At 71.3% G+C, this 14,300-nt stretch carries 14 protein-coding genes; 7 read left to right on the top strand and 7 right to left on the bottom strand.

Features of this window, described 5'->3' with window-relative positions; translation table 11 throughout:
* Positions 1-138: 138 nt before the first annotated feature.
* Positions 139-1,017, bottom strand: a complete 879-nt coding sequence (locus tag ACOBQB_RS11200; protein WP_423591053.1) for an alpha/beta fold hydrolase — start codon at positions 1,015-1,017, stop codon at positions 139-141.
* Between the two features lie 111 nt (positions 1,018-1,128).
* Between ACOBQB_RS11200 and ACOBQB_RS11195 the strand changes: the two genes are divergently transcribed.
* From ACOBQB_RS11195 to ACOBQB_RS11185, 3 genes are read left to right on the top strand one after another with little or no spacing between them, the layout of a single operon-like run.
* A complete protein-coding gene (locus ACOBQB_RS11195) occupies positions 1,129-3,069 on the top strand; it encodes a BTAD domain-containing putative transcriptional regulator (RefSeq protein ID WP_423591052.1) in 1,941 nt (646 codons plus the stop codon).
* Between the two features lie 20 nt (positions 3,070-3,089).
* Positions 3,090-3,872 carry an ABC transporter permease subunit gene (locus ACOBQB_RS11190; protein ID WP_423591050.1) on the top strand — a complete coding sequence of 261 codons (783 nt, stop codon included), beginning with the start codon at positions 3,090-3,092 and terminating at the stop codon, positions 3,870-3,872.
* Between the two features lie 48 nt (positions 3,873-3,920).
* On the top strand, positions 3,921-4,325 hold the full coding sequence (locus tag ACOBQB_RS11185; RefSeq protein WP_423591049.1) for a GntR family transcriptional regulator: 405 nt from the start codon (positions 3,921-3,923) through the stop codon (positions 4,323-4,325).
* Positions 4,326-4,343: 18 nt separating this feature from the next.
* Here ACOBQB_RS11185 and ACOBQB_RS11180 read toward each other — a convergent pair whose 3' ends face one another.
* Positions 4,344-4,973 (bottom strand): DUF6629 family protein, encoded by a 630-nt coding sequence (locus ACOBQB_RS11180; protein WP_423591048.1) that lies wholly within the window; start codon positions 4,971-4,973, stop codon positions 4,344-4,346.
* 262 nt (positions 4,974-5,235) lie between these two features.
* Here ACOBQB_RS11180 and ACOBQB_RS11175 point away from each other — a divergent pair, with 262 nt between their 5' ends.
* Entirely contained in the window at positions 5,236-6,822 is a 1,587-nt protein-coding gene (locus ACOBQB_RS11175; protein ID WP_423591046.1) for an MFS transporter, read from the top strand.
* Positions 6,823-6,835: 13 nt separating this feature from the next.
* Here the strand turns inward: ACOBQB_RS11175 and ACOBQB_RS11170 are convergent, their stop codons facing one another.
* From ACOBQB_RS11170 to ACOBQB_RS11155, 4 genes are all read right to left on the bottom strand, one after another.
* The gene (locus tag ACOBQB_RS11170; protein ID WP_423591045.1) at positions 6,836-8,440 is read right to left on the bottom strand and encodes an RICIN domain-containing protein; all 1,605 of its coding nucleotides are present in this window, start codon (positions 8,438-8,440) and stop codon (positions 6,836-6,838) included.
* Between the two features lie 141 nt (positions 8,441-8,581).
* The gene (locus tag ACOBQB_RS11165; RefSeq protein WP_423591043.1) at positions 8,582-9,355 is read right to left on the bottom strand and encodes a polysaccharide deacetylase family protein; all 774 of its coding nucleotides are present in this window, start codon (positions 9,353-9,355) and stop codon (positions 8,582-8,584) included.
* Between the two features lie 391 nt (positions 9,356-9,746).
* Positions 9,747-10,349 carry an RNA 2',3'-cyclic phosphodiesterase gene (gene thpR, locus ACOBQB_RS11160; RefSeq protein ID WP_423591041.1) on the bottom strand — a complete coding sequence of 201 codons (603 nt, stop codon included), beginning with the start codon at positions 10,347-10,349 and terminating at the stop codon, positions 9,747-9,749.
* Between the two features lie 60 nt (positions 10,350-10,409).
* Positions 10,410-11,390, bottom strand: a complete 981-nt coding sequence (locus ACOBQB_RS11155) for a TIGR03557 family F420-dependent LLM class oxidoreductase (protein ID WP_423591040.1) — start codon at positions 11,388-11,390, stop codon at positions 10,410-10,412.
* Positions 11,391-11,534: 144 nt separating this feature from the next.
* Here ACOBQB_RS11155 and ACOBQB_RS11150 point away from each other — a divergent pair, with 144 nt between their 5' ends.
* Positions 11,535-12,650 carry a YncE family protein gene (locus tag ACOBQB_RS11150; protein ID WP_423591038.1) on the top strand — a complete coding sequence of 372 codons (1,116 nt, stop codon included), beginning with the start codon at positions 11,535-11,537 and terminating at the stop codon, positions 12,648-12,650.
* Positions 12,619-12,831 (top strand): hypothetical protein, encoded by a 213-nt coding sequence (locus tag ACOBQB_RS11145; RefSeq protein WP_423591036.1) that lies wholly within the window; start codon positions 12,619-12,621, stop codon positions 12,829-12,831. The genes ACOBQB_RS11150 and ACOBQB_RS11145 overlap by 32 nt, the downstream gene beginning before the upstream one ends.
* 48 nt (positions 12,832-12,879) lie before the next feature.
* On the opposite strand, the gene ACOBQB_RS11140 is transcribed toward ACOBQB_RS11145, so the two are convergent.
* On the bottom strand, positions 12,880-13,596 hold the full coding sequence (locus ACOBQB_RS11140) for an NAD(P)H oxidoreductase (RefSeq protein WP_423591035.1): 717 nt from the start codon (positions 13,594-13,596) through the stop codon (positions 12,880-12,882).
* Positions 13,597-13,875: 279 nt separating this feature from the next.
* Here ACOBQB_RS11140 and ACOBQB_RS11135 point away from each other — a divergent pair, with 279 nt between their 5' ends.
* Positions 13,876-14,079, top strand: coding sequence for a hypothetical protein (locus tag ACOBQB_RS11135; RefSeq protein WP_423591033.1), 204 nt, complete (start codon positions 13,876-13,878; stop codon positions 14,077-14,079).
* The last annotated feature ends 221 nt before the right edge of the window (positions 14,080-14,300 follow it).

Here is a 14,300-nt window from a genome sequence, read left to right as displayed (position 1 = left end):
GCCCTCACCACCCCCCGCAGCGCCGCGTCCCGCGACAGCCGTTGTCCCGCCCGGCAGCGTAGAGCCTGTTCGAAAACCGGATCAACTGCACCAAAAGCGTGAACGAGGCGTACCTGATTTACCGTCAGCGCCCCGCCGTCAGCGCGCCAGCAGCTCCCGGATCGCTTCCGCGATCTCGTCGGGCGCCTCCTCCGCCATGAAGTGCCCGGCGCGGGTGAGCCGATGGTCGAGGTCCGGTGCCCACGCCCTCCACACCTGAGCGGCGTCGTAACCGAGCTGGGCTCCCCAGTCCTGCTGGACGACCGTGACGGGCATGGCGAACTGGGAACCGGCGTCGAAGTCCGCCTGGTCGTGCGCGACATCGATACCCGCGGAGGCGCGGTAGTCGGCCACGATCGAGGGCACGGCCGCGGCGCTCGCACGCAGGTATGCGGCGCGCACCCCGTCCGGAATCGCGGCCGGGTCACACGCCCAGGCATCGAGGAAGGAACCGAAGAAGACGTCCGCGCTGTTGGCGATCATGGTTTCCGGCAGCCCCGGCGGCTGCGCCATGAGGAAGAGGTGGTAGCCGACCGCGGCGGAGACGCCGTGCAGCACGTTCCACATGTCGAGCGTCGGTACGACATCGAGGACGCCGAGGTGCGTGACGGTCTCCGGATGGTCCAGACCGGCCCGGAAAGCGACGAGGGCGCCGCGGTCGTGGCCGACGAGAGCGAAGCGGTCGTGACCGAGCGCCGCGACGAGCGACACGACGTCGGCGGCCATCGCGCGCTTCGCGTACACGTCGGGGCTTGTGGCCGCCGGTTTGTCGCTCGCACCGTAGCCGCGCAGGTCGGGGCAGATGACGGTGTGCTCGGTGGCCAGACGCGCGGCAACGTGCCGCCACATGAGATGCGTCTGGGGAAAACCGTGCAGCAGTACGACCGGGCTGCCGCTGCCGCCGATCGCGGTGGACAGCTGCACCCCGTCCGCGCCGGGCAGGCGAGCGTGGCGGAAGCCGGGAATGCCGGGAGTCATGTGGGGTCCTTTCCCCGAGTCGGGTGACTGACGGGTTCAGGGTGCGCGGTGGTGATCAGCAACCGATCAGCGCCGTGCCGCGGCGCGGATCGGGTGCCGGAGGATGGACGCATGCGGATCGATGTACTGGGTGCGGTGCGGGCGCGACACGACGACGGCGGCCCGGTCGGCCTGGGCGGACCCCGGCACCGCGAGGTGCTCGCCCGCCTCGTCGCCGCGGAGGGAAGGATGGTCACCGCCGACACCCTCGTCGACGACCTGTGGCCCGAGCCCCCCGCCCGCGCCCTCGGCGCACTGCGTACGTTCGTCGCCGCGCTCCGCCGCGCCATCGAACCGGACCGGCCGCCCCGGACCCCGCCGCGCGTGCTCGTCACGGAAGGCACGGGGTACGCGCTGCGCATGCCACGCGCGGCCGTGGACGCCCACCGCTTCGAGGACGCCCTGGCAGAGGCACGCCGTTCTGCCGACGGCGTGGCCGCCCTCGGCGAGGCGCTCTCCTCGTGGCGCGGTCCGGCCTACGCCGACCTGCCGGACGCCACGTGGGCCCGGCGCGAGAGAACCCGGCTCGACGAACTGCGCCTGCAAGCCGTGGAACTGCGGGCCGGCATCCTCCTCGACGCCGGACAGGGCTGCGACCTCGTCGCCGAACTGGGCGCGCACGTCGCCGAGCACCCGTGGCGCGAACCGGCCTGGGGGCTGCTCGCCCGCGCCCTGTACCGCGACGGGCGCCAGGCCGACGCACTGGCCACGCTGCGCCGCGCCCGCACCACGCTCATGGAACAGCTCGGGCTCGACCCCGGCACCGCGCTCCAACGCCTTGAGTCCGACATCCTCAACCGGTCCGCGACCCTCGAAGCGGCCCCTCCCGCCTGGCCGGGCACCGACGTTCGGCTGGGCCCCCGCACAACCGTGCACCTGGCCCGCACCCTCGCGCTCGCGGGCAGCGACGCCCTCGTCCTCTCCCGGCGCAACCGCCTCGCCGCCGCCGAGGCCGCCGAACGTACCGGCGACGTGGCGCTCACCGCCCGCGTCATCGGTGCCTACGACGTGCCCGCGATCTGGAGCCGGGCCGACGATCCCGAGCAGTCCCGCGCCGTCGTGTCGGCCGCCGAGCGCACGCTCACCGCGCTCGGCCCCGGCGGCGCCCCCGACCTGAGGGCCCGGCTCCTCGCCACCGTCGCCGTCGAGAGCCGCAGCGCGGACACCCACGGATCCGCCGCACAGAACGCGCACCGGGCCGCGCGCCGAGCCGAGGCCCTGGCGCGGGACCTCGGTGATCCCGCGCTGCTCGCCTTCGCACTCAACGGCGTGTTCCTGCAGTCCTTCTCGCGGCCCGGGCTCGCACCGGAGCGGGACGAGATCGGGACCGAACTCGTCTCGCTGTCCACCCGGCACGGCCTGCCGACCTTCGCCATCCTGGGCCGGCTCGTACGGATGCAGTCCGCGTCGGCCCGCGGCGATCTCAAGGCCGCCGCCGGGCACGCGACCGCCGCGGAGGAACTGGCCGCCGTCCACGAGTCGCCGCTCGTATCCGTCCTCACCCGGTGGTTCCGGGCCCGCGTCACCGCCGCCCGGAGCACCGAAGCGGGCGGACCGACCGCCGCCGCGGCGGCGGCCGCCTACCGTGCCGCCGACGAGGCCCTTACGACGGCTGGAATGCCGGGGCTGCGTCGCGGCCTGCTCCCACTCGCCCTCCTCGGCCTGCGCCTGCTGCACGACCGCCCCGCGCCCACCGACCCCCAGTACGACTGGGGTCCCCACCTGCCCTGGGCGGCGCCGCTCGTACTCCTCGCCCGGAACAGGCCGGAGGAGGCCCGGACCGCCCTCGCCGCGACCCCCGAACCGCCGCGCGACCACCTCCAGGAGGCCCTGTGGTGCCTGACGGCCCACGCCGCCGCGCGCCTCGGCGACCACGAGACCGCCGCACGCGCCGCGACGGCCCTGCGCGACGCCCGCGACGAAGACGCCGGCGGCGCGAGTGGCCTGCTCACGCTCGGCCCGGTGAAGCGCTATCTCACGGAGACCGAAGCCTGTGCCGCCGACGCCGTTTGAGCCTGTGCCGCCGGCGTTGTTTGACAGACTCGGCGCCCGTCCATCTTCCCAACAGCCCCCAGGGGTTCCAGTCCCTCTCCGAGGCCCTGGGCGCCCTGCCCGTCATCCTCGGCGTCTTCCTCGGCGCACCGCTGATCGCGGGCGACCAGGAGCACGGAACCGCCCAGCTGGTCACCACCCAGTCGGTGCCGCGCCGCCGCTGGCTCGCGGCCAAGCTGATCGGCTGCCTCTCCGTGGTGCTCGTGTCCACGGTGGTGCTCGGCGCCCTGTTCACCTGGTGGTGGGAGCCGTACCGCGAGGTCCTCCCCGTGGACTGGATGCAGGGCGAGGTCTTCGACGCCACCGGGCCGATGCCCGCGGCGCTCTCCCTCTTCCTCACCACCTGCGGCATCGCGATCGGCATGCTCCTGCGCCGGGTCCTTCCGGCGATGATGGTGACCTTCCTCTTCTCCGTGGCCGCCGAGCTGGCCTGGAGCCAGTTCCGCGACCGGCTGGCCACTCCGCGCCTGTTCACCTACCCGCTGAACGCCGACAGTCCCGCCTTCCTCGACCAGGCGGTCGAGCACGACCGGTGGATCGGCACCGCGGACGGACAGCTCTTCGGGTGGGGCACCTGCGCCGAGCAGACCGAGCGGGCCACCAACGCCTGCATCAAGGAGCACGGCATCGTCAACAACGTCGTCGAGTACTTCGGTTACGACCAGATGGCCGGCATGCAGTGGACCGGCACCGGCCTGCTGCTCGGCGGCACCACCGTCGTGGCCGTCTTTATCCTGTGGTGGGCGACGCGGCGGCCCCTCTAGGGCGAGCCGAGGCAGCGGGTACGTAAGGTGTCGGCAGGCGAGCAGAGAGTGGGGACAGTGGTCGAATTCCGTATCGACCGGCGCAGCGGCGTTGCCACGTATCTGCAGATCGTGCGGCAGGTCGAGCAGGCCTTGCGCATGGGCGCCTTGGTGGAGGGCGACCGGCTGCCCACCGCGGCCCAGGTCGCGGCGGCGACCAAGGTCAATCCGAACACGACCCTCAAGGCGTACCGCGAACTGGAACGCGCCGGTCTCGCCGAGGTCCGGCAGGGAGCGGGCACGTTCATCACCCGCTCCCTCGCCCGCCCTCAGGCAGGGCCCGACTCGCCGCTGCAGACCGCCCTGACGGAATGGATGCGTCAGGCGCGGTCGGCGGGGCTCACCGGCCAGGACGTGACGGCGCTGTTCGAGGCGGTCCGCGCGGCGACGTTCGAAGCCGCAACGCAGGACTGACCCGGCGGTGCCGAGCCGCTACCGCTTCCGATCCGGCGGACGCCGCCTTGCGACCCAGAGCAGCAGGACCACCGAGCACACGGCGGCGAACGCGCACCACGTGGAGATGTACTCCCGGTGCCACAGCGCCACGCACACCGCGGCCCCGACGGCGACCAGTACGCCGAACAGCACAAGGCCGCGGTCGCCGGACAGGAGCAGCGAGCCGATGGTGGCGAGCAGGTAGCCGACGACGATCAGTTCCGGTCGCGGCAGCCCGAGGGAGTACCCGACCGTGTGGCCACGGATCTCGGCCGTCACGGCGCGAGTCGCCAGTACGTACGCCAGCGCCGTCGCCGTCACGGCTCCCGCGGCGATTGGGACCAGCAGGCGGCGACGGGCGGCCGGTGGCGCCGCGCACAGCACACCCGCCGGAACCCACAGCGCGAGCAGCGGGAGCGCGATCACGGCCCAGGCGACGGTGGCGGGCCCCGAGCCGCCGTCGTCGCGCCAGACCGCGGACTCGATGATCTGGTGGGCGCCGAGAAGAAGCGGAAGCGCCGCCAGCGGCAGATCACGGGGCCGCCGGGCCGCCAGGGCCACACTGACGACCCCCACGGCGCCGATGCCCGTACCCGCCACGAGATCGGCCGTCGCGCTCCAGCACATGACAGAAACGCTACGGCCGCCCCGCGCCCGGTGCGACGCGAACCACGTCGACTCAACGGGATCGGGAATTGACAGAGGTGCGGCGATATGCCCCGCCAAATGTGCTGAAGAAGCATTCCGATTACGCTCCCCAAGAATTGACAAGGGAATAGGAATGTGGCCCGCGTATCCCGCCGGAAATGGAATTTTTGTTAATTGACAAGGGTGCCGAGATTGCCTACGGTCCAGTCGTCAGTTTTGCCGATCGCACCCGAAGGTATTCATGACCGCGTCCCCGACGCTGCCCAAGTCAAGGCAGCAGTTGATCCTTGCTGTTCTCATGTTGTGCTCGCTGGTCATCTGGCTGGACAACACCGTTTTGAGCATTACCTTGGAGACCCTCGCGGACCCGGTCCGCGGATTGGACGCCGGCCCGGCCGAGCTGCAATGGGCGACAGGCTCGTACACGCTGACCTTCGCCACCTTGATGTTCACCGCGGGCGCACTGGGTGACCGCTTCGGTCACCGGGCCGTGCTCGTCACCGGATTGGTCGTCTTCGCCGCAGCCTCCATGTGGGCGGCGTACGCGAGCGACCCAGGTCAATTGATTGCCGCGCGCGCCGCGATGGGAATAGGCAGTGCGCTGATCATGCCCGCCAACCTGGCCATCCTGATGTGGACCTTCACCGGCCCCGCGCGGGCAAGCGCGATCGCCGTCTCCTCGACATCCGCCGGTGTCGGAATGGCCGCGGGACCGGTGCTGGCAGGGTTGCTCCTCGACCATTTCTGGTGGGGTTCCGTCTTTCTGGTCAATGTCCCCGTCGTGGCGTTGGCGCTGACCGGGATCGCCCTGCTGGTCCCCGATTTCCGCAGCCCCGTCCCGCGACCGCTGGACCCGGCCGGGATGTTGCTGTCGATCAGCGGTCTCGCGTCGCTGGCGTACGGGCTGATCCGCGCGGGGCAGGCGGCCGCCTGGGGGCGTACGGACGTCTGGGCGCCGATCGCCGTCGGACTGGTCCTGCTGGCGGCTTTCGTCCTCGTCGAACTGCGGATCAAGGCACCCAGCTTCGATCCCCGCCTGCTGGCGCAACGCACATTCGGTGGCGGCAACGCGGCGCTCGGACTGCTCCTCTTCGCCATGGCCGCCGTCACCTTCTACAGCGCGTTCTACATGCAGGGCGCACGCGGCTTCTCGCCGATGGAGGCCGGTCTGGCCAGTCTCCCGACCGCGCTCGGCGCGGTGGTGGGAGGGACTCTCGGCGCACGCCTGGTCCGCCGCTGGTCGCTACGTCCTGTCTGCGGACCGGCCCTCACTGTGGCGGCACTGAGCATGGGGGCGTACGGGTTGCTGGGATTGCACACCCCGCTCGTCCTGATCGAGATCCTGTTGCTGGTCCAAGGCGTGTCGATCGGCATGGTGATCGGTCCGGTGACAGCGGCGTTGATCAGCTCACTGCCCTTGGAGCGGGCCGGTGCCGGGTCGGCCGTCACCAACACCGTGCGACAGACCGGCAGCGTCATCGGGATCGCGGTGGGCGGCACGATCATGTCGATCGTGTACCGGCGCGCGATCGAGCCCTCGCTGAGCGAGGTACCCGGTTCGGTGGGGGACCGGGCGCGGGTCTCCGCCGAACAGGCACGGCACGTCGCCACCGAGGTACACCGGCCCGCTCTCGCGCGCGCTGCCGATGACGCGTTTGTCCAGGCCATGCACGTCGGCGCGGTGTGGGTCATGCTCATCGCGCTCCTGGGAGCAGCAGTGCTGGTGATCGCGGTGCGTCCTGGCGGCGAGCCCAAGGGGCCCGTACCGGAAGCGGACCACGAAGAAGGAGGCAGCCGCCCCATGGTCGAGCGGCCGCCGCGTCGATGATCCGGGCGTCGGTTCAGGCCAGCCGCACGCGGTCTCCCCACCAGTTGCCCGGCGGTCGCTGCCACGAGGTGAGCGGTCCGGCGAGTCTGCCGTCCGCGGTGCCGGACAGGGTGAGCAACGTGGCCGCCCCGTCCGGTCTGCCCTTGAACAGCGCGATGTCCCGGCGGCCGTCCGTGTCGTAGTCGCCGGAGACGATGTGGCTGTGGGAGAACGCCCAGGTGCCGGGCGGGGCGCTCCAGGGCACGGTGGGCACCTGGAAGCCGCCGTCGGTGGTGGTCGCGAAGCGGAACAGGGAGACCGCCCCGTCGTCGTAGCCGTACATCGCGATCAACTCGTCGCCGCCGTCGCCGTCGTAGTCCCCGGCGGTCAGCTTCACGTGGCTTCCCCACCAGTTTCCCGGCGGTCGCTGCCAGGACTTGAGCGGTGCGCCGAGCCCGCCGTCCGCCGCGCCGGTGAGGGTGAGCAGTTCGGCGGCGCCGTCCGCGGTGCCCTTGAACAGGACCACGTCCTGGCGTCCATCCGCGTCGAAGTCACCCGTGGTGAGCCGGCTCTGGGCGAAGTTCCAGGTACCGTCAGGTGCCTTCCACGGGGTGGTGGGAACCTGGAAGGCACCCTCGGCAGTAGTGGGGAAGCGGAACAGGGCGGCGCTGCCGTCGTGGTAGCCGTACAGGGCCATGACCTCGTCGCGGCCGTCACCGTCGTAGTCACCCGCGGTCAACTGCACGGCTGCGCCCCACCAGCTGCCGGGCGGTCGCTCCCACGACTTGAACGGGGCGGCGTACCCGCCGCCCGCGGTACCGAGCATCGTCAACAGCGCGATCGAGGAGTCACCTTGCCCGCGCAGCAGAGCCACGTCGCGGCGGCCGTCGCCGTTGAAGTCTCCCGCGGTGACATGGCTCAGGGGAAAGTCCCACGTACTGGCGGGGGAGTGCCACGCCACGTCGGGGATCTCGAACCCGCCCGCGTCGTTCGCGGGGAAGCGGAACAGCGAGGCCGCCGCGTCGTCGTATCCGTACAGGGCGAAGAGATCGTCGCGCCGGATGTCGTTGCCGGCGCGGTCCGGCCGTTGCTGGAACGCGATCCCCTTCTGGTTCGCGCACGTCGACAGCACGATGGGCGCGCCCCGGCGCTCGGAGGAGTTCTCCACTTCGAGGCAGCGCATCGGCGTGGTCGCTCTGGAGAGAATCCACGCGAACTCCGCACGGCTGTCGAGTACGAAGTCGATCCCCGGTGAGCCGGCACAGCCCCACTGCTCGACACGCGGCGCCGACGTGCCGCCCGCGGGTGTGTCCGTGCGCACCGCCAGGCACTTGCCGCTGTGCGCGTTCACGATGTTGACCGCGGCGGAGGAGGCGGCCGAGGGCCGGAGCAACCAGCGCGCGCCGGGCTGGCCGTCACAGTCCCACTGCCGGATCCTCGCCCCGTCGGCGCTGGAGGAGTTCTCCACCTCCATGCACCTGCCGCTGTGCACGTTGAGGAGATTGACCGGTGTGTCGGCCCCCGACACCGCGGCCGTCGCGCTCCCCGGCGGGGTCAGCAGAGCGGCCGTGACGGACAGCGCGGTGACAAGGAGCCACGCCAGCGGCCATCGACGTGTACGGACACTGCCACCGCGCATGCGGACCACCCCTGGGCGTCGGACGAACCGGGCCGGATCCTCGCAGCTCGCCCTGACGGCCCGCTGACACGTATGGGTTCGGCGGGGCGCGGTCCCGGACTGAACGCGGCAACTCGCCGGGACCGGCGCCGGGTTCGCGGCTCAGCGCACCGGGAAGCCGAAGGAATAGCCCTGCTCCTTGAGCCGGGGGAGGAGCCGGTGCAGGGCCTCGACGGTCTGCGTGCGGTCGCCGCCCGCGTCGTGGAAGAGGAGCGTCGGACCGTTGGGCAGCTCCCGCTCGACGGTGGCGACGATGGCGTCCGTACCCGGACGCTCGAAGTCCTTGGTGTCCACGTTCCAGCCCAGCGGCCGCATGCCACGGGAAGCGGCGAGCTCGCGGCTGTGAGGAGTGAAGGCCCCACCGGGCGCCCGGTAGTACATCGGCCGAACGCCGCCGGACGCCTTGGTGATCATGCGTTCGGCGTCGAGTATCTGCTGCGACTGATAGGCCTCGGTGTCCTTGTCCATGGCGGTGTTGTGCGACACCGAGTGGTCGCACAGCCGGTGCCCGGCCGCGACCACCTTCTTCACCAGATCCGGGTGGGCCTGCGCCTGCGTCCCCACCATGCAGAACGTCGCCTTCACTCCGTACTCCCGCAGCAGGTCGAGCACCCTCGGGGTCCATACGGGGTCGGGGCCGTCGTCGATAGTGATGTTGACGCCCCGCTTCCCCTCCTCCGAGGCGTGCGCGATGGCCGCCGAGACCGGCTTGACGGCACTGCCCGGCTCGGCCGGCGCGGTCGCCTTCGGCGCCGAGTCCCCCGCGGAACCGGCCTGCGCGGTCCACACCGAGGCACCGGTGGCGAGCACCGTCACCCCGAGCGCCGCCCCGACCACCTTGCCGTACCAGCTCCGCCCGCCACCGTGCCGTGCCATGTCCGCCCCTTTCGCGCATTCCCTCGCTGCTCCCCGGTCACCTCGCGACCACCTGGCAGGACGGGGCGAGAAGGCCGCGGGATCCGTCCGTTACCGATCACGGACAATTCCGGGAGAGTTCGCGGACAATCCGACCTTGTGGGAGCGCGTGGGGGCGGTCGGGAGCGGGTGAGGGCGGGGTGTTAGTGGGTTCGTAGGTGAGGGGCACCCGGTGGCCGGCCAGGTGGTCCGCGCAGGCCGGCATCATCGTCCACTACACGTGGGTGGTCTTCCCGCCCTCGTACGGGGCCGTCGACGGGAAGCTGACGGCGAGTGTCCGGGTGGCCTGCGTTCGGCAGCACCGCCCGCCTCATCGACCGCCGGTGAGGCCTCGGGCTCGGGCGACCGCGTGCTATCGGCCAGAACGCCGCCCGGAACCGTCGCCGAACCGCCAGGCGTCGACATCGCGGTAGTGGATGGGGCCAGGGCCGCGGCCGAAGTTGCTGGCGACCAGGTGCAGGCGTTCGGCCTGCCACGGGCGGCCGGTGAACCCGGCGAGCCCCTCGGCCGCCCGCACCGCACACGACGGCGTGTCCCTGCGGGCCCGCGCCAACGTCAGATGCGGACGCAACTCCCGCTCCACGAACCCGACCCCGCACTCTTTCACCACGGCACGCACGTCGGCGGCCAGCAGACGCAACCCGTCGAGGTCACCGTCGATCCCGCTCCACAGCACACGCTCGTCGAAGTGCCCACCACCGCTCAGCGACAGGGTGAGGGGACGGCGCGCCGCCGCGAGGTCCGCGAGCGGCGGGCACAGCAACGGCACGACCGCCCTGGGGACCTCGCCCAGGAACGCCAGGGTGATGTGCCAGTCCTCGACCCGGTTCCACCGCATCCGCGGATGGTCGTCCCAGGCGGGCCCGAGCTCCCGCGCCAGTTCCTGCTTCGCCTCGTCCGGTGGGGCCAGGGCGATGAACACACGAACGGTCGCGGGCTGAATCTGTTCGTTCACAAAAGACTTCGTACCGCATCCATGTGACGCGCCGACCGGCGCCCCCGCGACCCACGCGCCTCAGCCCTGCGCGCCGTTCGCCTTCAGCTGCCGCATGGGGCCATCGAGCGCACGCTGGTAGAAGTCGATGAAGCCCTCGGGATCAGGCCCCGCGTTCTGCATGACCAGCCTGTCGAAGCCCGCGTCGACGAACTTCTGCGCGACCTCCAGATACCGGGCGGGATCATCGCCGCAGGCGAACTTCTCCAGGATGTCCTCCTCCCGCACGGTCGTGGTCGCGGCGTCGAAGTTGACCGGGTTGGGCAGCTCGCTCATGACCTTCCAGCCGGTCACCGCCCAACGGGACGTGTCCAGCGCCGCCCTCGCCGCGGTGTGCTCATCGGGCGCCCAGGCCATCGGCACCTCCGCGTAGCGCGGGCCGCTGCCCCCGGCGTCCCGGTAGTGCCGGACGATCTCCGGCTTGTCCTCCGTGGCGAACAGGCCGTCGCCCAGCTCCGCGGCGATCCGTGCGGACACCTTGCCGCTGGCGGCCACCGCGATCAGCGGCAGCTCCTCCGGCAGGTCGAACACCCGAGCGTCCTCCAGCCGCAGGTGTGTGCCCTCGTAGGACCGGTACCCGCCGCTCCACAACAGCCGGATGATCTCCAGCGCCTCCCTGAACATCTCGTGCCGCACACGCACCGAGTCCGGGAACTCCTGGCCGACCACGTGTTCGTTCAGCCGCTCGCCCGAGCCGACACCGAGAACGAACCGGCCCTCCGACACCAGGGCGAGCGTCGCGGCCGCCTGAGCGATGACCGCCGGGTGGTAGCGCATGGTCGGGCACGTCACCCCGGTCGCCAAACCGATCCGGGAGGTCTTGGCCGCGATGGTGCCCAGCACCGTCCACGCGAAGGGCGAATGACCCTGGTTGTCGAGCCAGGGATGGTAATGGTCGCTGATCTCGACGAAGTCGAAGCCCGCCTCCTCGGCGAGAACCGCCTGCCTCACGAGCTCCGCCGGGCCGAACGCCTCGGCGGCCAGCTTGTAACCGATCTCCACGCTGCTCCTCACTCATCTCCCGATGGCACCGGCCCCGCCCTCCCTATTCTTTTCACTCGGCCTGCTCCACCGCACCCCGAGGCAAGAGACGTGGGGGCTGTGGCGGTGACGGCGAACTGTCGAGAGACCGGGGTGTGGGCTGTGGTGACGCGTCGAACGGTGATCAAAGCGGCAGGTGCGGGAACCCTGACCACTGGCGGCCTGCCCACGCCCGCGGCGCCCGCCGCGCCCGTCCCGGGTGCCGCGGGTGCCTCCCGGGCGACACAGACCGACGTCCTGGTCGTGGTGGAGAAAAGCGGCCACGCGGTCAGCTTCTACGACACGACGTCGGGGCAGCGCCTGCGGACCGTCCCCCTGCCCGACCACCCGCACGAGATGGTCGTCGACTCGCGCCGACGGTTCGCCTATGTGGGGCACTACGGCGTACGCATGTCCTCCACCGTCGGCGAGGGCGGCGCCGCGGTCTTCGTCATCGACCTGGCCGAGCGCTCCCTGGCCCGGACCATCGACACCCGGCCGTTCAACCGCATCCACGGCATGGGCATCGACCGACACGACCGCCTGTACGCCCTGAGCGAGGAGAAGGCGGTACTGCTCGGTTTCGACGACCCGGCCACCGACCGGGCACCGACCAGAGCGGTGCCCACGCACGGCGTGAAGACCCACCTGTGCACACTCAGCCGCGACGGCGAACGCGCCTACGTCACCGGACTCCTGTCACACACCGTCAGCCTCGTCCGCCCCCACGACGCCTCCGCCCCGCCGCTCCTGGCCACCCCCGGCCAACTGCCCGAGAGCAGCTGCCTGAGCCAGGACGAGAAGACACTGTTCGTCGGAGCCCGCAAGAGTTCCTCGCTGGTGGCCCTCGACGCCCGCACCCTGAAGATCCGGCGGTGCCGCGAGGTGGGCGGAGACCCCTTGCGCGTCTACACCCTCGACGACGAACGGCTGTTGGTGACGGACATCGCCACCGCCACTTGCACCGTATGGAGCACCGACCTGCGCCGCATCCGCTCCCTGAAACTCGACGGAACCCCGGCCGCCGTCTGCCTGCACCCCACCCGCCCCCTGGCCTACGTCTCCCTGCTGGGCGCCAACCGGATCGCCCTCGTCGACCTGGACCGGCTCAAGCTCCTCGGAGGCTTCGCCACGGGCCTGGAACCCGACTCCTCCATACTCCTGCCGGCCACCACCGCCTGGAACCATGTCCAGTCGCGCTCGACCGATCATGTCCGTAGCGCTGGTGGGTCCGGGAGGTGAGGTCCCGGGGTGCCAGCTCGCCCGCGAGCACGCGGCGTGCGAGCGCTCGGGCGGCGGCTTCTTGGCCGGCGGTACCGGCGAACGGGTGGAAGACGAGGCCGAGTTCACCGAGTGCTTCGGGGAGCAGGTCGTGCACGTCATAGTCCGCCTCGGCGCGTGTGCGGGCGGCCAGGACGCGTAGGGCGGGGCTGTCGAGTCCGGCGGCCACAGGCCGCGGTTCCCCTGGCGGTCAGGCTGCCACAAGTCCCTCGGCGACGAACCTCTCCACGAACTCGCCCGCACGCCGGTCGAGATCCGCGTAGTGCGCCTCTCGCTCAGCACCCGTGACCGCCGCGCCGACCAGGAGGTTGCCTTCCGCGTCGACGCGCTGCGGGCGCTCCTCCGCGTCGGTGAGCAGGCCGACGGTGGACCGGGAGAAGCCGCAGTAATAGGCGATGCCTTCGCTCAGATTGGTTTCGAGGACGGTGTGCATCCCCTCCACGATGGGATCGTCGGCAGTGGCGCCGGCGAGGCCCAGCCACAGCATGCGCTTGCCGGCGAGGCGGGGCTTGCTGCGGCCGTAGGCAAACCCGTAGTTCCATACGCGGTCGATCCAGCCCTTGAGGATGGCGGGCACGCTCTGCCAGTACACCGGGAAGACGGCGACGACGACATCCGCGTCGAGGACGCGCCGCATATGGGCCTGCGCTTCGTCCGAATACGCCTTCTCCCTGTTGCCCCAGTCCGGCTGGTCCGCCGTGTTCATCCGTGGGTCGAATCCCTCGGCGTGCAGGTCGAGCAGGTCGACGCGGTACCCAGCGGCTTCGAGCCGGGCAGCGGTACGGCGGGCCGTGTGCGCGGTGAGGGAATCGGTGCGGTGGTGTGCGACGACCACGAGGGCTGTCCTGGCAAGGCTGTCGTGCTGGGTCACGGTGTCTCCCGGCTGGTCTCGGTCGATTCGATGCATCCAGTACAGGCGCGGCGACGTGGACGATCCATGGGAGAAACGCTCCGGAGCATAGGAGATCGTCTACGAGGCACTTGTCCGGCCCGCTGCCCGCTCGCATACTGCGAGCCGCGCAGTTCCACGAATTCGTCGGTCAGCTCCTGGACTGGCAGCAAGGCGACATCTCCTACGTCCCCGCCCTTCCCACCCAGCTCGTGGCCTGCCTCACCGTGGACCGAAACGCTGGTCGACCTGGTCGCCGACCCCGACGCGCCCGCTCAGCCGGCTCCGGGAACACCGATGCCCGAGATCGCCGGACCCCGCCGGGAGACCATGGCCGAGGCGGCCGGACTCCTCGGCGCCCGTCGAGGCATCAAGGTCGTCGAGGTCGACGGCTCCGGCATGCCCGACGCCGAGACCGCGGCGGCCGACGGGCCCCTGCCCGGCCAGCGCGCCAAGCTCGCCGGCCCCACCTTCCAGGAATGGCTCGACAGCCAGTCCTGAGACGGTCGAGCGGGACACCTCCCTCCGGCGATGCCCAGGGCCTCGGCCCTCAGGCCGCGCTGGGGCCGGAGAGCTCGCTCGCCGCACACGTCGCTCTCGGCGCGGCTGTGTGCGCGATGGAGACGACACTCGTCCTGCGGGCCTTCGCGCTCCCCGTGGAAGCGCGACCACACCCGCCTGAACCTGCCGGCAGCCGTGACAGTTGCGTGGGCAGGTGGTGC

The sequence above is a fragment of the Streptomyces sp. G5(2025) genome, assembly GCF_049542075.1.
Classification (GTDB): Bacteria; Actinomycetota; Actinomycetes; order Streptomycetales; family Streptomycetaceae; genus Streptomyces.
Note: the sequence above shows the minus strand (reverse complement) of the source record. Positions and strands in the feature narration are given on the sequence as shown.